Annotated in this window: 21 protein-coding genes and 1 pseudogene; 12 read left to right on the top strand and 10 right to left on the bottom strand. The window is 67.5% G+C overall.

The window, feature by feature from the left end:
* Positions 1–70: 70 nt before the first annotated feature.
* Together AC2YJX_RS24245 and AC2YJX_RS24240 are read left to right on the top strand one after the other, a co-directional pair.
* Complete coding sequence (locus AC2YJX_RS24245; RefSeq protein ID WP_487257494.1) at positions 71–1,528, top strand: metal-dependent hydrolase; 1,458 nt, start codon at positions 71–73, stop codon at positions 1,526–1,528.
* Positions 1,528–2,340 carry a cupin-like domain-containing protein gene (locus AC2YJX_RS24240; RefSeq protein WP_228897235.1) on the top strand — a complete coding sequence of 271 codons (813 nt, stop codon included), beginning with the start codon at positions 1,528–1,530 and terminating at the stop codon, positions 2,338–2,340. Before AC2YJX_RS24245 ends, AC2YJX_RS24240 begins: the two co-directional genes overlap by 1 nt.
* Here AC2YJX_RS24240 and AC2YJX_RS24235 read toward each other — a convergent pair.
* Positions 2,337–3,020 (bottom strand): TetR/AcrR family transcriptional regulator, encoded by a 684-nt coding sequence (locus AC2YJX_RS24235; protein WP_228897236.1) that lies wholly within the window; start codon positions 3,018–3,020, stop codon positions 2,337–2,339. The two genes, AC2YJX_RS24240 and AC2YJX_RS24235, sit on opposite strands and share 4 nt — an antisense overlap.
* A 136-nt stretch (positions 3,021–3,156) precedes the next feature.
* On the opposite strand from AC2YJX_RS24235, the gene AC2YJX_RS24230 reads away from it, so the two are divergent.
* The 6 genes from AC2YJX_RS24230 (at position 3,157) to AC2YJX_RS24205 (ending at position 7,227) form a co-directional block, all read left to right on the top strand.
* The gene (locus AC2YJX_RS24230; RefSeq protein WP_121508236.1) at positions 3,157–3,585 is read left to right on the top strand and encodes a VOC family protein; all 429 of its coding nucleotides are present in this window, start codon (positions 3,157–3,159) and stop codon (positions 3,583–3,585) included.
* Between the two features lie 35 nt (positions 3,586–3,620).
* Positions 3,621–4,280, top strand: a complete 660-nt coding sequence (locus AC2YJX_RS24225; protein WP_228897237.1) for a glutathione S-transferase family protein — start codon at positions 3,621–3,623, stop codon at positions 4,278–4,280.
* Between the two features lie 58 nt (positions 4,281–4,338).
* Positions 4,339–4,833, top strand: coding sequence for a DUF1579 domain-containing protein (locus tag AC2YJX_RS24220; RefSeq protein ID WP_228897238.1), 495 nt, complete (start codon positions 4,339–4,341; stop codon positions 4,831–4,833).
* 90 nt (positions 4,834–4,923) lie between these two features.
* Positions 4,924–5,292 (top strand): DUF1428 domain-containing protein, encoded by a 369-nt coding sequence (locus tag AC2YJX_RS24215; protein WP_055397674.1) that lies wholly within the window; start codon positions 4,924–4,926, stop codon positions 5,290–5,292.
* A gap of 288 nt (positions 5,293–5,580) precedes the next feature.
* On the top strand, positions 5,581–6,660 hold the full coding sequence (locus AC2YJX_RS24210) for a pirin family protein (protein ID WP_487257493.1): 1,080 nt from the start codon (positions 5,581–5,583) through the stop codon (positions 6,658–6,660).
* Between the two features lie 90 nt (positions 6,661–6,750).
* Positions 6,751–7,227, top strand: a complete 477-nt coding sequence (locus AC2YJX_RS24205; protein ID WP_055397684.1) for an FKBP-type peptidyl-prolyl cis-trans isomerase — start codon at positions 6,751–6,753, stop codon at positions 7,225–7,227.
* 13 nt (positions 7,228–7,240) lie between these two features.
* On the opposite strand, the gene AC2YJX_RS24200 is transcribed toward AC2YJX_RS24205, so the two are convergent.
* Positions 7,241–8,374, bottom strand: coding sequence for a thiolase family protein (locus AC2YJX_RS24200; protein ID WP_487257492.1), 1,134 nt, complete (start codon positions 8,372–8,374; stop codon positions 7,241–7,243).
* A 44-nt stretch (positions 8,375–8,418) separates the two neighbouring features.
* Entirely contained in the window at positions 8,419–9,255 is an 837-nt protein-coding gene (locus AC2YJX_RS24195; protein WP_487257491.1) for an SDR family NAD(P)-dependent oxidoreductase, read from the bottom strand.
* Positions 9,256–9,390: 135 nt separating this feature from the next.
* On the opposite strand from AC2YJX_RS24195, the gene AC2YJX_RS24190 reads away from it, so the two are divergent.
* On the top strand, positions 9,391–9,984 hold the full coding sequence (locus AC2YJX_RS24190; protein WP_487257490.1) for a TetR/AcrR family transcriptional regulator: 594 nt from the start codon (positions 9,391–9,393) through the stop codon (positions 9,982–9,984).
* Positions 9,985–10,043: 59 nt separating this feature from the next.
* Here AC2YJX_RS24190 and AC2YJX_RS24185 read toward each other — a convergent pair whose 3' ends face one another.
* Positions 10,044–10,613 (bottom strand): response regulator, encoded by a 570-nt coding sequence (locus AC2YJX_RS24185; protein ID WP_487257489.1) that lies wholly within the window; start codon positions 10,611–10,613, stop codon positions 10,044–10,046.
* Positions 10,614–10,914: 301 nt separating this feature from the next.
* Positions 10,915–11,838 (bottom strand): LysR family transcriptional regulator, encoded by a 924-nt coding sequence (locus tag AC2YJX_RS24180; RefSeq protein ID WP_487257488.1) that lies wholly within the window; start codon positions 11,836–11,838, stop codon positions 10,915–10,917.
* A 117-nt stretch (positions 11,839–11,955) separates the two neighbouring features.
* On the opposite strand from AC2YJX_RS24180, the gene AC2YJX_RS24175 reads away from it, so the two are divergent.
* Complete coding sequence (locus AC2YJX_RS24175) at positions 11,956–12,597, top strand: glutathione S-transferase family protein (RefSeq protein ID WP_121421529.1); 642 nt, start codon at positions 11,956–11,958, stop codon at positions 12,595–12,597.
* Positions 12,594–13,595 carry a pyridoxamine 5'-phosphate oxidase family protein gene (locus AC2YJX_RS24170; RefSeq protein WP_121421528.1) on the top strand — a complete coding sequence of 334 codons (1,002 nt, stop codon included), beginning with the start codon at positions 12,594–12,596 and terminating at the stop codon, positions 13,593–13,595. Before AC2YJX_RS24175 ends, AC2YJX_RS24170 begins: the two co-directional genes overlap by 4 nt.
* On the opposite strand, the gene AC2YJX_RS24165 is transcribed toward AC2YJX_RS24170, so the two are convergent.
* From AC2YJX_RS24165 to AC2YJX_RS24150, 4 genes and pseudogenes are all read right to left on the bottom strand, one after another.
* The gene (locus AC2YJX_RS24165; protein ID WP_487257487.1) at positions 13,489–14,478 is read right to left on the bottom strand and encodes a TIGR03915 family putative DNA repair protein; all 990 of its coding nucleotides are present in this window, start codon (positions 14,476–14,478) and stop codon (positions 13,489–13,491) included. The genes AC2YJX_RS24170 and AC2YJX_RS24165 overlap by 107 nt on opposite strands.
* Before the next feature lie 15 nt (positions 14,479–14,493).
* A pseudogene (locus tag AC2YJX_RS24160) lies at positions 14,494–15,793 on the bottom strand (putative DNA modification/repair radical SAM protein).
* Positions 15,794–15,929: 136 nt separating this feature from the next.
* On the bottom strand, positions 15,930–16,775 hold the full coding sequence (locus AC2YJX_RS24155) for a class III extradiol dioxygenase family protein (protein ID WP_487257486.1): 846 nt from the start codon (positions 16,773–16,775) through the stop codon (positions 15,930–15,932).
* Positions 16,776–16,894: 119 nt separating this feature from the next.
* Positions 16,895–17,245 carry a protocatechuate 4,5-dioxygenase subunit alpha gene (locus AC2YJX_RS24150; RefSeq protein WP_426305533.1) on the bottom strand — a complete coding sequence of 117 codons (351 nt, stop codon included), beginning with the start codon at positions 17,243–17,245 and terminating at the stop codon, positions 16,895–16,897.
* Positions 17,246–17,321: 76 nt separating this feature from the next.
* Here AC2YJX_RS24150 and AC2YJX_RS24145 point away from each other — a divergent pair, with 76 nt between their 5' ends.
* Complete coding sequence (locus AC2YJX_RS24145) at positions 17,322–18,245, top strand: LysR family transcriptional regulator (protein ID WP_487257568.1); 924 nt, start codon at positions 17,322–17,324, stop codon at positions 18,243–18,245.
* A 9-nt stretch (positions 18,246–18,254) separates the two neighbouring features.
* Here AC2YJX_RS24145 and AC2YJX_RS24140 read toward each other — a convergent pair whose 3' ends face one another.
* Positions 18,255–19,130 (bottom strand): gamma-glutamyl-gamma-aminobutyrate hydrolase family protein, encoded by an 876-nt coding sequence (locus AC2YJX_RS24140; protein WP_121421524.1) that lies wholly within the window; start codon positions 19,128–19,130, stop codon positions 18,255–18,257.
* Between the last annotated feature and the right edge of the window lie 248 nt (positions 19,131–19,378).

The raw sequence follows: 19,378 nt of genomic DNA, 5'->3' as shown, positions 1-19,378 counted from the left end.
TGTTGGGGGTGTCACATGCGCGACACGTGCCCCCACTACCTTCGACAGGCTTTAACAATGGCCTGCGGTGATGCAAACAGTGATGGTGGTGTCGGGGGCGTCCGAGCGGTTCTGGAACCAGACCCCCTTTCGTTCGTATTTGTTCAATGCGTTTTCGCTGCTGCTGCCCTCGGGGGAGCAGTTTGTGATCCGGGCGATGGAAGACGCTGTCACGCGCCTGCCCGAAGGGGCACCTTTGCAGGAAGAGGTGGCCCAGTTCGTGCGCGAGGAGCGCGCCCACCAGCGCGCGCACCGCTTGTACAACGCGCAGTTGGCGGCCCAGGGCTACAACGCCATGGCCCTGGAGGCGCGCATCGGGCGCGCCGTGCAGGGCCTGGAGCAGGCGCTGGCCTGGAAGGAGCGCCTGGCCCTGGCGGCGGCGCTGGAATACCTGACAGCGCTGATCTCGCGCCAGGCACTGCGCGGCGAGGGTTGGCTGGTTCACAACGCGTCCCGCCAGTCCAGCCTGTGGCGCTGGCACTGCGAAGAAGAGGTGGCGCACCATGGCGTGGCGCTGCGCCTTCTCAATGAGGTGGGCCAGGTGGGCTATGGGCGCCGTTTGGGGCTGTATGTGCTGGCGTCCCTGATATTGCTGGGCGATGTGGCGCGCCACACCTGGGACTTCTTTCAGACCGATCGCGCGCAGGGCCGGTTGACCTGGGGTGGTGGTGCCCGGTCTGCGGCGGGGTTTGTGCTGCGGCAGGGCATGGGCCTGGCCCGCATGGCGGTGGGGTGGCTGGGCTACGGGCTGCCGCTGCACCGCCTGGTGCCTGCGCCGCACGCGGGCCGAAACGCAGAGAAGACCCGCATCGAAGTGCGCCCGCTGAAGGCCCGCGACATTCCCCGCCTGCTGGTGCTGGAGCACCGGAAGTGGAGCGACGACCAGGCCGCCAGCGCGCAGGCCATGGCGCAACGCATCGCGGCCCACCCGCAGCTGTGCATGGGGGCGTTCTGCCCGCGCACGGGCGAGGCGCTGGCCTCGCTGTTCCTCAAGCCCATTTCAGCGGCACAGTTGCAAAGCGCCCGCACCTGGGCCGATTGCGCGGAGGTTGGAAGCCAGGACGGGGCACAGCCCAGCCGTGACCTGTTTGGCATCAGTCTGAGCAGCGTCAGCCCGCAAGGGGTGGAGGCGATCTTTGCGTTCTTCTGGCCGCGTGCGCTGAAGGCTGGCTGGCGCCAGATTTACCTGGGCTCGCCCGTGCCGGGCCTGGCCCGCTGGCGCAGGAGCGAGACCCATGCCCCGGTGGAGTCGTATGTCTACGCCACCCGCCGGGGCATGCCGCAAGACCCGCAGCTGCGCTACTACTGGCAAAAGGGCTTCAAGACCATCGTGGCCTGCAAGCCAGACTACTTTCCGCATGCCGCGTCGCTGGACTACGGGGTGGTGGTGCGGGGGCGCATCCCGTTGTCGTCCCTGGCGCCGCTGTGGCGCCATGTGCCGCTGCCCTGGTTGCGGGGGATGCAACGCTGCATGGCCAGGGTGCTGTGATGGCAGACCATGAAAGCGCGTGGGAGCCGCTGGGCGCGCAGGTAGCTTCCGTGGCCGAGGCCGTCGGCCGCCGCGAGCCCTGTGTGTTGCGCCAGCGCGCGGCCCATTGGCCCGCAGTGGCGCAGTGGACCTGGGAGCGCCTGGGGGCGCTGGCCCCCGACCTGCCCGTGCGGCTGGTGCAGGGCAACCGCGAGCTGGGCGCCACCGTGTTCCAGCCTTCCACTCTGGGCGCTTATCTCCAGTCCCTGCAAGGCCCCGCCACCGCCGGTGAGGCGCCGCTGTACCTCAAGGAGTTCAACCTTCTGGGTGCCTTTCCCACGCTGCGCGCCGATGTGCGTCCGCAGGAGCTGTTTCCGCCGGGGGCACTGCACGATGCCCAGACCTGGATCGGCCCCGCAGAGGCCAGAACGGGCTTGCACCACGACTACCTCGACAACCTTGCCGTGCAACTGGTGGGGCGCAAGCGCTTTTATCTGCTGCGCCCCGGGGCGGTGGAGCGGCTGGGTGCCGTTGCCGCCAAGCATGACCGCTGGGCGGCCCTGGCTTCACTGAATGCTGATGCCGTGGTGGACCGAGGTGTGGTTGCAGGCGACGCCTGGGTGGTGGACCTGGAGCCCGGGGACGTGCTCTATGTGCCCGCGCGCTGGTGGCATGAAGTGGTGAACCACACCCCCAGCGTGTTGCTGAGCGGGTTTTTTGGCACCCGCACGACGGTGTACGCGCAGTGGGTGTGGCGCCAGGCTGTGCAGGGTGCACATCTTGCAGGCCTGTGGCGGCGTGGGCACTGCACCTGCCATCCGGCGCGGGTCTAAATCCCCCGCTCCACCATGTCCAGCAGCCGCTGCCCCAGCCCGTCCAGTAGGGGCTGCGGCGTGCCGCGCAGTGGCCCGTCGATGCTGAGCAGCGCCATACCGTGCACGGTGGACCATGCCAGGTACTCCGCGCCGGGGCGGCGCTCGGCTGGCAGGGCGCCAGCGGTGACCAGGTCATCCAGCGCGGCGCTCAGGTGCTGAAAAGGATTCAGGCCCGTGGCGCCGCCCATGGCCGGGTCGGGATGGGTCTGCACGGTGAAGCGGCCTCCGAACGCGGTGCGGAACAGGCCCGTTTCGGCATGCGCAAACCGCATGTAGCCTGCGCCCACGGCGCGCACCTTGGCGTGGGCCTGTTCGGTGCGGGTGCCGGTGGAGGGTACCTGGGCCAGTTCGGCCTCCATGAAGTGCGCGGCAGCGGCCACGGCGGCGGCGCGCACGGCGGCCAGCAAATCGTCGCGGTTGGCAAAGTGGCGATAGGCCGCGTTGGGCGCCACCCCCGCGCGGCGTGTGGCCTCGCGCAGCACCACAGCGTCGGGGCCACCCTGTCGGGCCAGCTCGACACCGGCGTCCAGCAGCGCGCGCCGCAGGTCGCCATGGCGGTAGGTGGCGCGCGGGGCGGGGCCTGCGCTGGCAGTCTTGGCAGTGCTAGCGGCGAGGGCGTTGCGATTGGTTACGGGCATGGCGGACTTGGATGTGGACACTGTCCATTATCTTTGCTATTGTTTGTGGACGGTGTTCACAATGAGGTGGACACTTTCTTTTTATGACCCTCCCAGGCCTTCATGCGATGAACGGCCTGGTTTGCAAGGAGACCCCATGAAAGTCGAGTCCTACCTGATGTTTGAAGGCCGTTGCGAGGAAGCGCTGGACTTCTACCGCAGCGCCCTGGGCGCCAAGGTCGGCACCCTCATGCGCTACAAGGACAACCCCGAGCCCGCAGCAGGACAGGGTTGCGCCGACGGCAGCGGCCCAGGCCCCACGCCCGAGATGGTCATGCACGCCGAATTCACCGTGGGCGAGACGACGCTGATGGCATCGGACGGCATGGGGTCGGGCAAGGCCAGCTTCCAGGGCATCTCGCTGGCGCTGAGCCCCGCGAGCGAAGCGGAGGCCCAGCGCCTGTTCAATGCGCTGGCCGACGGTGGCCAGGTGCAGATGCCGCTGGCCAAGACCTTCTTCTCGCAGGCCTTCGGCATGGTGGCCGACCGCTTCGGCGTGCCGTGGATGGTGGTGGCGCCCGAATGAGCGAAGCGCACCAGAGCCCCAACACAGGTACGGTCATGCTTGCCCTCTATGGACACCCTTTCTCGTCGTACACCCAGAAGGTGCTGACCGCGCTGTATGAAAACGGGACTCCCTTTGAATTGCGCAATCTCGACCCCGCTGCGCCGGGCAACCATGCGCCCGAATGGCTGCGCCGCTGGCCGTTGGCAAAGTTTCCGCTTCTGGTGGATGGCGATCACACGGTGGTGGAGAGCAGCATCGTGATCGAGCACCTGCAGATGGCCCACCCGGGGCCCGTGCAGCTGATACCGGACGACCCTGCAGCGGCGTTGCAGGTGCGGTTCATGGACCGCTTCTTTGACCTGCACGTGATGGCGCCCGTCCAGCACGCGGTGAACGCTGCGTTGACTGGCGACCCCGCCAAGCGCGTTGACGGCGTGGCCTGGGCCGCTGACAAGCTGGAGAAGGCCTATGCATGGCTGGAAGGCGAATGGGCCCGCCGCACCTGGGCTGCGGGCGACGGCTTCACGATGGCCGACTGCGCAGCAGCGCCCGCGCTGTTCTATGCCGATTGGACGCACCCCATTGCCGCCAGCTACCCCCTGCTGCGCGCCTACCGCGCGCGACTGCTGGCGCGACCCTCATTTGCGCAAGCCGTGGAGGGCGGCCGCCCCTACCGCCACTACTTTCCGCTCGGGGCGCCAGACCGTGATTGACGGGATCGCCCCCCCAAGCTGACTGAATTGCCAAACCCCAACCACCAAGGAGACCGAAATGATGAATGCCGAACCCCACGCCATGCACCGCTGGCTGCAGCAGCTGATTGGCGACTGGACCAGCGACGCCAACTGCGACGCTCCACCCGGCGAGTCCGGCGCCCCCGCTCAAGAGCAATCCACTGGCTCCGAGCATGTGCGCGCCCTGGGCGACCTGTGGGTGCTGTGCGAAGGCACGGGCACCATGCCCGGCGGGGGCGAAGCCCACATGCTGATGACGCTGGGCTACGACCCCGAGAAGAGCGTGTTTCGCGGCACCTGGGTGGGCTCGATGATGACCCACATGTTCGTGTACGAAGGCACGCTCGATGCCGACCAGAAGGTGCTGACCCTGGAGACCGAAGGCCCGAGCTTCAAGGACGACGGCAAGACCGCCCGCTACCGCGACGTGATCACGCTGGTGAGCGCAAACGAACGCACCTTGACATCGTTCGGGCTGCAGCCGGATGGCAGCTGGTCGCAGATGATGCAGGCAACGTACCGGCGCAAGTGATGGGGGCGGGCCCCGGTCCGCGTCCGCCGAACGAATACGTGGCGCCCACAGGCGGGCGCATCCCTTGGTCAACCTCACAGGAGTCAAGCTATGTCCTACATCGATGGTTTCGTGATCGCGGTCCCCACCGCCAACAAGCAGAAGTTCATTGAGCACGCGCGCCATTTCGACGCGATGTTCATCGAGCTGGGCGCGATCCGTGTGATCGAAGGTTGGGGCGACGACGTCCCCGACGGCAAAGTCACCGATTTCCGCCGCGCGGTCCAGGCCACGGCCGAGGAGACGGTGGCCTTTTCGTGGGTCGAATGGCCCGACAAAGCCACGCGCGACGCGGGCATGAAGAAGATGATGGAAGACCCGCGCATGGACCCGTCCCAACCCGGCAACCCTCCCATGCCCTTTGATGGCAAACGCATGATCTTCGGCGGCTTCGAGCAGGTGGTGGAGGTGAAGGCTTGAACAGCCGTCGAAACTGATAGCAATCGGTGCTTGGTGGACAAGCGCCAGGGCCGGACTTGGCTAGGGATGTCCTGCACGACCCGCCCGAGGCCGTGCCATCACAGACCGCAGGGAGTTATGCAGGTCATCCTTATGTGTTCTGTAAGAGCACGCGGTGCAAAGCCCCCACTGTCCTGCCCGCCGCATCGCACTGTTCCACCCACAGCACTTCTGCTCAGGCACCATAGGCTCCATATTCCACAGGCATACCGCCCGATCGTGGCGGTGCACAACATGAGGAGCCCCCGTATGTCGTCGCCCACACCTGCTGCAGCAAGCACCGCTCTGGTGCCCATCGTGCGCGCCCAGCTGCTCGGTCCGCAGTGGCCCACGCTCGACCCGTTTCTTTTCTGCGCCCACCACGACGATGCCTACCCGGCAGGCAACGCAGCGTTCGGCCCCGCCGTGCCGATTGAAGACCGCCAGATCGGCAGCGACTTCAGCGGCAAGGACGGCTGGAGCATGTACCACGGCGACACCGTGCCGGGCTTTCCGGGCCACCCGCACCGGGGTTTTGAGACGGTGACGCTGGTGCGCAAGGGCCTCATCGACCATTCCGACTCGCTGGGCGCGGCCGCGCGTTTTGGCGGCGGCGACGTGCAGTGGGTCACCGCTGGCAAGGGCATCGTGCATTCCGAAATGTTCCCGCTGCTCAACGCCACGGAGCCCAACCCTCTGGAGCTGTTCCAGATCTGGTTGAACCTTCCTGCCAAGAACAAGATGGTGGCACCGCACTTCACCATGCTGTGGAACGAGCGCATCCCGCGCCTGGTGCACCACGACACTGCAGGCCGCGCCACCACGGTGACGGTGGTGGCCGGTGCGCTGCCCGGCGCGCCCGATCCGCTGTCGCCGCCGCCCGAATCCTGGGCCTCCCAGCCCGAAGGCGAAGTCGCCATCTGGACGCTGCACCTGGAGCCCGGTGCTGAATGGACACTGCCTGCGGCGAAGGGTGAGACCACGCAGCGCATGCTGTACTTCTTTGTGGGCGACAGCCTGCGCGTCGGCCCGCAAGACGTGGACCGCCACGCCGCGCTGCAGGTGCGGGCCACCGAGGACTGGACCCTGACCAACACTGGTACCACCGCCGTCGAATGCCTGGTGCTGCAGGGCCGCCCCATTGGCGAGCCCGTGGCGCAGTACGGCCCGTTTGTGATGAACACGCAGGCGGAGATCATGCAGGCCATGAACGACTACCGCCGCACCCAGTTCGGCGGCTGGCCTTGGCCCGACCAGGATCCGGTGCACGGCACCGAGGCACGGCGGTTTGCGCGGTATCCGGGGCAGGCGGAAGAAGAGCGGCCGGCAGAGGCGGCGGCTGGCGCGTAAGCCGGGGCGGCGCGCCCCGCCCCCGAGGTGCCCGGCGGCCACCGGGCGCCTCGTGGACAATGCACGCTTTTAGCGCAAGCAGATACCACCATGGCCACCACCATCACCAAAGACACCGCCGTCACCATCACGTACAAGGTCACTACACCGCAGGGCAAGCCGCTGGACGCGGGCAGCCTGTCATACCTGCACGGTGGCTATGAAAACATCTTCCCCAAGGTAGAAGCCGCCCTCGAAGGCCAGGCCGTCGGCTTCACCACCGCGCTGGACCTGGCCGTGGAAGACGCCTTCGGCGCCCGCGACGAAAGCCTGGTGCGCACCATCCCCAAGACCGAGTTCCCCCCGGGCGTGAAGGTGGGCGGCCAGCTGCAGGGCATGGGCACTGACGGCCAGCCCGCTCTGTTCAACGTCGTCAAGATCAAGGGCCCCGAAGTGCACCTGGACGGCAACCACCCGCTGGCCGGGCAGGCGCTGAAGTTCAGCTGCAAGGTCACCGAAGTGCGCGCTGCCAGTGCTGAAGAAATTGCACACCGGCATGTGCACGGGGCGCACGGCCACCAGCACTGATCACGACAGATTGCTACACGGCCCCCAGCACCGTCGCAATCCCCTGCCCGCCGCCTATGCACTGCGTTGCCAGCGCATAGCGGCCCTTCTCCCGCTGCAGCAGCGCCGCCGCCTTGCCGGTGATGCGCGCACCTGTGGCGCCCAGCGGATGGCCGATGGCCAGGCCGCCACCGTCCAGGTTGATCGCGTCCTCGCGCAGGCCCAGCTCGCGGATGCAGGCCAGGGCCTGCGATCCAAACGCTTCGTTGATTTCCACCACATCCAGATCTTGCGCTGCAATGCCTGCGCGCGCGAGTGCCTTGCGCGTGGCTGGCACCGGGCCCATGCCCATGTAGGCGGGGTCTACGCCCGCAGTCGCCATCGCCAGGATGCGCGCCAGCGGCGCCAGGCCGTGGCGGGTGGCATACGCCTCGGTGGTGACCAGCACGGCCACTGCGCCGTCGGTCAGTGGCGATGAGGTGCCTGCGGTGACCACGCCATCGTCCCTGAACGCAGGGCGCAGCGCGGCCAGGGCCTCGGGCGTGGTGCCGGGGCGGATGCAGCCGTCCTGCGCCACCACATCGCCGGATGCGAGTGTGATGGGCACGATCTCGGCCTGCAGCCGCCCGGCGTCGCGCGCGGCGGCGGCCTTGCGGTGCGATGCCACGGCCATTGCCTCCTGGTCGGCGCGCGTCACCGCATAGCGTTGCGCCACGTTCTCGGCCGTCTCGCCCATGCTGATGTAGGCGTCGCTGTGTTCGTACAGCGCGGGGTGGGGCGAGAAGTTGAAGCCGCCCTGCGGCACCATGGTCATCGACTCGACGCCGATGCACAGGTATGCCTCGCCCAGGCCCGCCTCGATCTGCGCGGCGGCGATGTGGATGGCTGACATGGACGAGCCGCAGAAGCGGTTGACCGTCATGCCGCCCAGCTCCTGCGGCAGGCCCGCGAGCAGCGACACGATGCGCGCGATATTGTTGCCCTGCGCCGCCTCGGGGTAGGCGCAGCCGGCGATCACGTCTTCGAGTGTGGAGGGGTCAATGCCGGTGCGCTGCAGCAGGCCGGTGACCACCTGCGCGGCCAGGGTGTCAGGGCGCATGTCGGCCAGCGCGCCCTTGCGCGCAAAGTGAAAGGGCGAGCGTGCATAGGCGGTGATCAGGGCTTTCATGGCGATGCCTTTCGGGGGTGACGTTTGGTGGGGTGGGTTGCGGGTTAGGCGGCAGCGGCGGCCAGGTAGCGGCGTGCCGGGTCGCGCAGCGACAGGAAGGGGCCCAGCGCGCGGCGGGCGTCTTCCAGTGCGGTCCATTCATGCACGGCTTCTAGCGACGGGATGGTCACCTCTTCACCCTGGTCCAGGCCTGCCAGCGCTGCGTCCACCATGGTGTCCACATCCATCAGCATCTCTTGCGGCAGGTGGGCGATGGGCGTGCCCGCGCGGTCCCAGATCTCCGTGCGTGTAGCGCCCGGCAGCACAGCCTGCACGCGCACGCCGTGGCGGCCCAGTTCGGCCTGCAGTGACTTGGAGAGGTTAAGCACATAGGCCTTGGTGCCGCTATAGGTGCCGCTGAACATCTCGGGCACCAGCGCCAGCACCGATGCGATGTTGATCAGCGTGCCCGCCTTGCGTGCTGCAAACCCCTTGGCCACGGCCGCTGCAAGCCGCGTGGGCGCCACCACATTGAGCGCAATCATGCGTTCCACCGCATCGATGTCGGACTCGAGGAACGTGCCGCTCACGGCCATGCCTGCGTTGTTGAGCAGCAAGGTGATGCTGGCGTCCGACTGCAGGCGCTGCTCCACGCGGGCCCGGTCGGCGGGGTTGGTCAGGTCGGCCTGCAGCACCTCGGTGCGTACGCCGGTCTCGCGTGCCAGGCGGTCGGCCAGAGCCGTCAGGCGTGCAGCGTCGCGGGCCACCAGCACCAGGTCATAGCCGCGCCGGGCCAGGCGGTCGGCATACACCGCTCCTATGCCGGACGATGCGCCGGTGACAACAGCCGTGCCCAGGGATGGCATAGAGGTGCGGGATGAATGGGATGCAGCAGTGGACATGAAGGCTCCTGAAGAAAACAGAAAGAAGGCGAAAGATGCTTTATATGATGATCATCATGTTTAAATTATATGACGATCATCATTTAAAATGTCAAGCGGGTGATTTCAGACAGCGCAGCAAACAAGGGGAATGCGATGAAAGTCAGCAAGGAACAGATGGCAGAAAACCGTGAGCGCATCCTGGACACGGCCGCGCAGCTGTTCCGTGAGAAAGGTTTCGATGGCATTGGCGTGGCCGACCTCATGAAGAGCGCGGGGCTGACGCACGGTGGCTTCTATGGTCACTTTGCATCCAAGGACGACCTCATGGCGCAGGCCACCGAACGCGCGCTGGGCAAGCTGCACACCGCTTGGGCTGCGCTGGCGCGCGACGCTGCACACAACGGGCAAGACCCGCTGGGAGCGGTGGAATCTGCCTACCTGTCAGCCCGACATCGCGACGCGCCCGGCCACGGCTGCCTGCTGGCCGCGCTGGGCAGCGACGCCGCGCGCCAGGGCCCCGCCGTGCGGCAGGCCGTGACCGATGGGGTGCAAAAACAGGTGGACGCCCTGGCTACGCTGATGCCCGGCCGCACCAAGGCGGTCAAACGCCAGCGCGCGCTGGCCGACTACGCGAGCATGGTCGGCGCCATGGTGCTGGCGCGCGCGGTGGACGATCCGGACTTTTCGGACGAGATCCTGCAGGCCACGGCGGCGGCGCTGCGCGTCTGTGCACCACCTGCAGCTTGAGACCCTGGAGGGCTGTTCATGTGATCGCGGCTGAGAAAGCGGCGCGATCGGCCTGCATGTCAGGGCGCGGTGGGCGTGGCTGGAGCGGCCGCAGTGGGCGGGGACGTTGGCGCGGCGTCCACCTTGCGTCGGGGGACGAACTGCTCGTCGAGCAGCGCCTCGATGCGGGCAAAGATCTCGTGGCGCGAGAACGGCTTCTTCATGAAGTCGTCCGCGCCGATGCGGTTGGCGTAGAACTGCTCGGTGGCATGCTCGTTGCCGCTGATCATGATCACAGGGATGTGCTGCGAAGCGGGCAATTTGCGGATCGCGCGCAGCGCGTTGAACCCGTTCATGCCCGGCAGGATGATGTCGAGGAAGATCAGTTCGGGCGCTTCCTCTGCGATCAGGGCGAGGCCCTGCTCGGCGTCGAGCGCCTCGCGGGTGTCATAGCCTGCAGATCGAAGTGCCTTGCGCAGCACGGCCACAACAGTCGGCGAGTCGTCAATGATCAGCACCGTGGTGCCCTTGCGGGCGTTGACGCGTTTGCGCTGGCGGCGTTCCACGGGTGCCGCTGGTGGGAAGGGGGGGGCTTCGGGCTTCCCCGTCGGTTTGCGCACACTGCCCAGAAGCCGGTCGAAGATGCTCATGGTGCTGTCTCGTTTCTTTCGTTCTTGGATGGCGGGCGGCGGGTCATTGCGTTCGCTGGGTTCCAGCGGATGGCCGCAGGATGGGTGAGTGACGGGCGCGTTCGCACATCTCGTGTCCACAGGGCGCAAGTATTCCAGATGCGGCCGCCGCTCCGGGCGGCGTGTTCCGTGTCATGGTGAATGAGCGGGCTACGGTCCCATCCCAGTCGAACAACGTCGCCTCGCAAAAACTTCAAAATTGATAGCTACTAACGCTTTATAGATAAGCGCTAGAGGCCAAAAATACTCGAAGTATGGCCTGTCACTGCGCACCGCCGCGCACCAGCCCACGCCCGCGCAGCACCGGCTCTGCCGCCAGCCGCTCGCGCGCAAACTCCACAAACGCGCGCACCTTGGCCGGTGCGCGCCGCCCGGCGGGGTAGACGATGTGCACGGGCACGGGCGGCAGTTCGTGCTCGGCCAGCACGATGCGCAGCCGCCCCGCGCGCAGGCTGGCGGCGGCCTGGTAGGCCAGGCAGCGCGTGAGGCCCAGGCCTGATTCGGCAGCGGCGATGTCCACCTCGTTGCTGTTGCTGATCCATGCAAACTGCGGCTGGCCCGTGGCGCCGTCCTTGAACTTCCAGGGCGCCACGGCCCGCGCATCGAATGAGAAGCCGATGGCGCGGTGCGCGGCAAGCTCGTCGGGGTGCCGGGGCTCGCCGTGTTGCGCCAGGTAGGCGGGTGACGCCACCACCAGGCGGCGCAGCGCGCCCACCTGCACCGCAGTGAGGCCCGAGTCGGGCAGGTGCGCGATGCGGATGGCCACGTCCATGCCTTCATCAAGCAAATGCACCAGCCGGTTGACGAACAGCGTGCGCACCTGCACACGCGGCTGGGCGTGCAAAAAGCCCTGCACGATGGGCGCCACGTGCTGGATGCCGAACATCTGCGGTGCGGTGATGGACAGCAGCCCCTGGGCCTCGGCCTGTGCACCGCTGGCTGCCTGCTCGGCCTCGTGCAGGTCGTTCAGGATGGGGCGGCAGTCCTGCAAAAAGCGCTCGCCCGCTTCGGTGAGCCGCACCAAACGCGTACTGCGCTGGAACAGCAGCACACCCAGCCGCGCCTCCAGCGCCGCAATGGCGCGCGTGACGGCCGTGGCGGAGCAGCCCAGCCGACGGCCTGCCACGGCAAAGCCGCCCGCATCGGCCACGGTCACAAAACAGCGCAAGGTGTCGAGGTAGTCCATGTGACCCATTATTGCGGATGCCGCAATTATGAAAAGCGGTGATTGGCTATTCACATCGCAGCTTGCAATAGATATCGTCGAGCCATCTTTTCACTCACCCACCGACGAGGCTTCACCATGTTCCCCTCCACCCCGCTCCAGCTGTACCGCATGCCCATCTCGGGCCATTGCCATCGTGTGGAGCTGATGCTGTCCCTGCTCGGCTTGCCCTATGAACTGATTGATGTGAACCTGCTGCGCGGCGAACACCAGCGCGCGGAGTTTCTGGCGCTCAACCCGCTGGGCCAGGTGCCCGTGCTGGTGGACGCGGGCCAGGTGCTGAGTGACAGCAATGGCATCCTGGTGTACCTGGTGCAGCGCTACGCCCCCGGCAGTGCCTGGCTGCCACAAGACGCCGTGGGGCAGGCTCAGTTGCAGCGCTGGTTCAGCCTGGCGGCGGGCTTTCTGGCGCCGGGCATCGGAGGGCCGCGCTTTGCGACGTTGACGGGCCGTGCCGTGAACGAGGTGGCGCAGGCCACCGGCAAGCGCCTGCTCGCCTTCATGGAGGACGAACTGCAGGGGCGGGCCTGGTTGCTCGGGGGTTCAGCGCCCAGCCTGGCCGATGTGGCCATGGTCAGCTACACCTCGCAGGCCCACCTGGCGGGGCTGCCGCTGGATGCCTACCCGCGCATTGCGGCCTGGGTGGCGCGCATGCAGGCCTTGCCGGGCTATCCGGTGCTGGCCGACCAGCTGCCCGCTGCCGAGCAGGTGGCGGCATGACAGCCACCGTGCCCGCTGCATCGGTTGTGGTGCCGGTGCCGCCCGAGGCATTCCACCCCGGTGAGCAGGCCTTGCAGGCGCGCGTGGGTGTGCGCGAGCGCATGGCGGCCGTGGGTGCGATGGTGCTGCGCGACCACATGCCCGACCAGCACCGTGAGCTGTTTGAAAAGCTGCCCACCTTGCTGCTGGGGACGCTGGATGAACAAGGCCAGCCGTGGGCCACGATGCTCGCTGGCCCACCTGGGTTTGTGCACACCCCCGATGCGCAGCGCATGGAGATCGCGACCGCGCCGGATTCCCAGGACCCGGTGCTCACACACCTGGCGCCTGGCGCGGCCGTGGGCGTGCTGGGGCTGGAGCCGCACACGCGGCGGCGCAACCGCATGAACGGGCGGGTGGCAGCGTTTGGCGATAGCGGCCTGGACGTGCAGGTGGTGCAGAGCTTTGGCAACTGCCCCAAATACATCCAGGCGCGGCAGCCAGGCCTGCGCGCTGCGCTGGCCGCTCCGGGCCCGGTGCAGTGGCTGGGCGCCGGACTGGACGCCGACGCCATTGCGCGCGTGCAGCGTGCCGACACCCTGTTCATTGCCAGTGCCTCGGCGCCACGCCCTGGTGCCGGGCACAGCGAAGGCGTGGATGTATCGCACCGGGGCGGCGAGCCAGGCTTTGTGCAGGTGGCGCACACGGAGGCCGGCGTGGTGCTGAGCCTGCCGGACTACCCTGGCAACCAGTTCTTCAACACCCTGGGCAACCTTGCGCTGCACCCGCTGGCAGGCTTGCTGGTGGTGGACTATGAAGAGGGCGGCTTGCTGCACATTGCCGCGCAGGCCGAGGTGCTGTGGGACCGCGCAGCGCGTACTGCCTGGCCCGGCGCACAGCGTGTGCTGCGGCTCACGGTGTTGCGCGCCCTGTGGCGGCCGCAGGTGCTGCCGTGGCGCTGGACACCGCCGGTGTCGGCCCCTCAGTTCCGGGTGATGCGCGAGGCGGCGCTGGACTGAGTGGGGCACCACCAGCGGGCCGCGCACGGGGTGCCGTTGTCCCCGCGATGCGCCTGCGCGGCACGGTGGCCTCGGCCTCCACCATCTTGGCGCTGCGCTCGTGCGCTGTCTGCGCCAGCTCGGTGATGAGCGCGGCCTCGGGCAGGTTGTGCCAGTAGCGCGTGGGCATCTCCTTCTTCATCATGGCCAGCTTGAGCCGCGCGGGGTTGAAGATGTGGCGGTAGTAGGTGAGCCACAGCGCCTCGCCCGCATCGGGCGGCGGCGCGTCGCTGCGCTGCGCGCCGGGGCCGGTGTGCAGCTGGTGGCCGTCCCAGCGCACGCTGGCGTCGGGGGTGAGGATGGCCCAGCGCATCTGTGTGAAGCGGCGGATGAAGAAGCCCGCGTTGGCCACGGTGATGTAGTGGTCGGGCTCGAACCAGGCCATGTGCAGGGTCTGGCCGTCGGGTTCCACCACGGGCCGAAAGCGCACAAAGGCGTGCATCTTGTGTTTGTCGCGCCCCACGGCACGGGCCATGTGGTGGGCCAACATGCGGTCGGCGTCCAGCGGGTCGTGTCGCGCGCTGTCGGCTTCATGGCCGCCCTGCGCCATGCGCCACAGCAGGCGGTACATCAGCGCAAAGCGGCCCCGGTCGCGGTGCAGGATGAGCTGCTCGCACAGGTGCACAAAGTCGGGCGGTACGCGCAGCGGCGGCGCATCGGGGGCTGGGCTGGGCCGGGTGTCGCTGGCTGCAGGCTCGGGCGCGAACAGGTCCTCAGCGGCATCCGCCTGGCAGCGCCAGTCCACAGCCTGCGGAGGCACGTTGGCTTGCACCAGGGCGCGTGCCGCTTGGCGAAAACCGGGCCAGTCGGTGGCGTGGTCCAGCGTGATGGTGTGGCGCTGCATCCGTGCCGCTCCAGCTCAGAACAGGCTGCGCTGCACCGGCGGCGGCGTCAACTGCGCGGCGAGGTCGGCAGCGTCCAGCGCACGGCCGGGGCGGTAGTCGGCCGCTTCCACAAAGGGCAGCACTTTCTTCAGCGGCACATGCAGCCGCGCCAGGTCCGCATGCCGCAGGCGGCGCACGCGGCGCGCGGCCAGCAGGCGCTCCACCGTCTGCACACCAAAGCCGGGCACGCGCAGCAGCAGTTCGCGCGGGGCGGTGTTGAGGTTGACCGGAAAACGCTCGCGGTGCGCCAGCGCCCAGGCCAGCTTGGGGTCCATGTCCAGCGCCAGCATGCCGGCCTGGCTGCCTGGGTTGCCTTGGCTGGGCGGCACGATCTCGTCGTGGGTGAAACCGTAAAAGCGCATCAGCCAGTCGGCCTGGTACAGCCGGTGCTCGCGCACCGTGGGTGGCGCGGCCAGTGGCAGGGCGCGGGCCGCGTCGGGGATGGGGCTGAAGGCCGAGTAGTACACGCGCCGCAGCCGGTGCACGCCGTACAGCCGCGCGCTGGTGGCGAGGATTATGCGGTCGCTGGTGGCATCGGCCCCCACGATCATCTGCGTGCTCTGCCCGCCGGGCGCAAAGTGCGGCACGCTGGCCCGGCGCGTGGTGCGCGATTGGGGCATCGACACGATGGCCTGTGCAGCCTGCTCTTTGCGCGCGGCGCGCGGCGCGCGACTCGCCGATGTGCACCGCCATGCGGGCCATGGAGCGGTCAATCGCGGCGCTGTCTTTTTCTGGCGCCAGGGCCGTGAGGCCTTCGGCCGTGGGCAGCTCGATGTTGATGGACAGGCGATCGGCATAACGGCCAGCCCGCTCCATCAGCTCCGGCGCTGCATCGGGGATGGTCTTGAGGTGGATGTAGCCGCGAAAGTCGTGCTCTTCGCGCAGCACGCGGGCCACCTCCACCACCTGCTCCATGGTGTAGTCCGGGCTCTGGATGATGCCGCTGGACAGGAACAGCCCCTCGATGCAATTGCGGCGGTAGAAATCGAGCGTGAGCTGCACCACCTCATCGACCGTGAAGCGCGCCCGGGGCACGTTGCTGGTCACGCGGTTCACGCAGTACAGGCAGTCGTGCTGGCAGAAGTTGGTGAGCAGAATCTTGAGCAGCGAGATGCACCGCCCGTCCGGCGCATAGCTGTGGCAGATGCCCATGCCCTCGGTGGACCCCATGCCGCGCCCGTCCACCGAGTTGCGCGGCGCAGCACCGCTGGATGCGCACGAGGCGTCGTACTTAGCGGCGTCGGCCAGGATGGCGAGTTTGGATTGTAAATTCACTGTATGAATTTACAGTAAATACAATGCCTGACGCCAGCCTGTGGGAAAGCTGGCGGAGGTCAATACTCCTGAATTGATAGCTGCTTGCGCATGATGGATAGGTGCAGGCAGCCAAAAAGGCTTGAACTTGACGAGGTCAGACCGTTTCCAGTGCCATGACTGCGGTCGCCGTGTTCGAGATCGGGATGTGGTAGTTGCTGTGCACGCGCCGCACGCCCGCGCTGGCGGTGGCCAGCGCCCCACGCATCGCCAGCCACATCAGCAGCTCCACGCCCTGGGTGCCGGTCTTTTCCACCAGCTCGTGCACGCTGAACTGCGTGGCCCATTCGGGGTTGGTGGCGAGGCTCTCGATGAACTGCAGGTCAAACGCCTTGTTGATGAAGCCCGCGCGCTCGCCATCGAGCTGGTGGCTGAGGCCGCCCGACGCAATCACCGCCACATTCTTGTCGCTGTCCCAGCTCTGGATGGCCTGGCCCACGGCCTTGCCCAGCGCGTAGCAGCGCCTGGCCGAGGGCAGCGGAAACTGCACGGTGTTGATGCACACCGGCACCACCGACACCGGGCAATCGCCCTCGGGCCAGAAGAGCTTGAGCGGCAGTGTGCAGGCGTGGTCCACCAGCATCTCCTGGCAGGTGGTCACGTCAAACTCCTGGTCGATCAGCGTGTTGATGAGGTGCCACGACAAGTCCACCTCGCCCGGAAAGGGCGGCAGCGTGGGGATGCCCCAGCCCTCGTCGGCATTGTTGTACTGGGCCGCCGCACCCACGGCAAAGGTGGGCATCTTGTCGAGAAAGAAGTTCAGGCCGTGGTCGTTGTAGAACATCACCACCACGTCGGGCTGCTTCTCGCCCAGCCACTGGCGAATGGGCGGAAAGCCGTCGAAGAAGGGCTTCCAGTAGGGCTCGTTCTGCAGGCCCTTGTGGATGGCGTTGCCAATGGCCGGGATGTGCGAGGTGCCGAGGCCGCCGATGAGTTGTGCCATGTTATTTTCCTGATGAAGGTTGTTGTGGCGTGTGTCGCCTCAGGCGGCGCCGGGCCGCCCCAAGCCGCCTGCGGCCCCCGGGGGGGCAGCGAACCACACGCAGTGGGGAGCGTGGGGGCTCAGTCTTTTCCTGCGGCCACGAGCTTGGCCTTGAATTCGTCTTTGGTCATGCCCGTCTGCTGCGCGCCGATGTCCTGCATGTCCAGCTTGAAGATGCCCGCGAACTTGGCCAGGTAATAGGCGTTGCCGCCCGCGGCAATCAGCTGCAACACGTTCTTGGCGCGGATGGCGGCGGCCTGCTGCTCGTTCAGGCCGTATTGCTTCATGTACGCCTCTTCGTCGGCCAGAAAGGCCTTGCGGTTGGCCTCGTCGTTGAACGAAAAGCACATCTTGTTCAGCGCATAGCCCTTGCGGGCCTGGTCGCCATCGAACGGCGTGGTGCCGGGGATCGGGGGGTTGCGGGAAGGCATGGAAGTCTCCGGGGCTTGATGTAAGTCAGCCCGCAGTGTCGCGACGGCATTGCCAAAGATGAAGGGGCCCAAGATCATTGAATGCATGAGCAAATTCGATGGATCAGCGCTGGACGGGCACCTGCTGAAGCTGCTGTTGGCCGTGCTGGAGACGGGCAGCATCACGGCGGCGGCTGATCGCCTGGGCGTCACCCAGTCGGCCGTGAGCCACCTGCTCGACAAGCTGCGCGCCATTACCGGCGACCCGCTGTTTGTGAAGCGCGGGCGCGGCATCGTGCCCACCGCCCGGGCCGAGGCCCTGGCCCAGCCCGCGCGCGACATGCTGCACCAGATGCAGCGGTTTGCCCAAGGGGCCGAGTTTGACCCGAGCGCCTGGCAGACCGAGCTGACCATCGCCGCCAACGACTTTCAGCGCGACCTGCTTTTGCCCGCGCTGGCCGCGCGCCTGCGCACTGCCGCACCGGGCGTCACGCTGCGCGTCGTGCCCAGCGGCGCGCCCAGTGCCGAGCTGCTGCGGTCTGACGCGTGCCAACTGGTCATCAGCCCCCGCCCGCCCGAGGGCACCGACATCGTGCAGAAGCGTCTGTTTGAAGACCAATACCGCGTGTTCTATGACCCGGCCGTGCGCAGCGCTCCGGCCTCAGAGGCGGAGTTCCTGGCGGCGGACCACGCCACGGTGGCTTACGAGGCGCACCGGGGGCTGGAACTGGACCGGCAACTGGAAGCACGTGGCGTGCGCCGCCGCCTGGTGGTGCGCGTGCCCGGCTTTGCCGCGCTGCCCGCGTTTGTGCGGGGCACCTCGCTGCTAACTACAGCGCCGTCGCTGATGGGGCGTACCGCGTTGGCCGCGCTGGCGGGTGTGCCGGTGCCCGTGGCCTGCCCCAGTCTGCCCATGTACCTGATCTGGCATGTGCGCTACCAGCAAGACGCGGCACACCGCTGGCTGCGGGCGCAGCTGCAAGATGTCTTGGCCGCTGTGTTGCCTGTGGAAGGAGCCTGACCCGCAGGGTCAGTCGCGCTGCCGTGACAGCGCCTTTCGCAGCCGCCGCGCCGCCCGTTCCCGCAACGAAGGCGCGGGGCGCAGCACCGGCCGTGGGTGGGCCTTGGCCTGTTCGCACGCCGCCAGAAAGTCATTCAGGATGGCCGTGTCGTCCAGCGTGTCTGAACCCTGCTTGTGGAACTCCGGGTGCCATTGCGTGGCGGCGATGTAGCCGCGCCCTGGCGCGGGCTTGAGGCGAATCGCCTCGGGCACGCCGTCGGGCTCGCTCAGGGCCTCGACCACAAACTCGGGCGCCACGCGTTTGATGCCCTGGTGGTGGATGCTGTTGACCCGCGCGCGCGGCATGTTGGGGTACAGCTTGGCCAGGTGCGAGTCGGGCAGGATGTGGATGTCGTGAAAGTGCTGGTCGTAGGTGCTGGCGTTGCGGTGCTGCTGCGCACCGGGGTGCTGGGTCTCGATGTCCTGGTACAGCGCGCCGCCAAAGGCCACGTTGATCAGTTGCAGGCCCCGGCACACGCCGAAGATGGGCTTGCCCACCTGGGCAAAGGCCTTCACCACGGCCAGGTCGTACAGGTCGCGCACGCGGTCGCCCACCCACTCCTCGCGCAGGGGCTCCTCGCCATAGTTGCCCGGCCACACGTCGGCGCCACCGTGCATCACGATGCCGTCGAGCCACTCGGCATAGTGGTCCAGCGTCACGTCGCCGCGTGCCGTCTCGCCCGTGGGGCAGGGCACCATCACCACCATGGCACCGGCCGACATGAGCCAGTGGGCGATGGACTGCTCGACGTACTGCAGCGTCTTGCCGGTGAACAACGGGCGGGCGGGGTCGGCGTGTTGAAAGCAGGCGGACAGGCCAATCTTGAGGCGGGGGGCGGCGGGCATGGGTGGTGGGCTCCAGGGAACACGCGCGGGGCGTGTGATCAATGCAATCTTGGGTTACCAATTTGTAGCACCGCCCCCGCGCCACGTCTGTAGGAAGGGGCCGTGCAGGACCGCGCGAGGCCTGCCGCCGGTAAAGCAGTGCTACGAAATGTGGCTTTCTTCATGAAAATGCAACCGTGCGGTGTCTCGCAAGAGGCCGGTTGGGGCGGTGGGCTGGCCATAATTTCGGCTCGCCGGGCGCCAGGGAG

The sequence above is a fragment of the Acidovorax sp. SRI_002 genome (genome assembly GCF_057586455.1).
The sequence above is the reverse complement of the archived record's forward strand: the minus strand, read 5'-3'. Positions and strand labels throughout refer to the sequence as shown.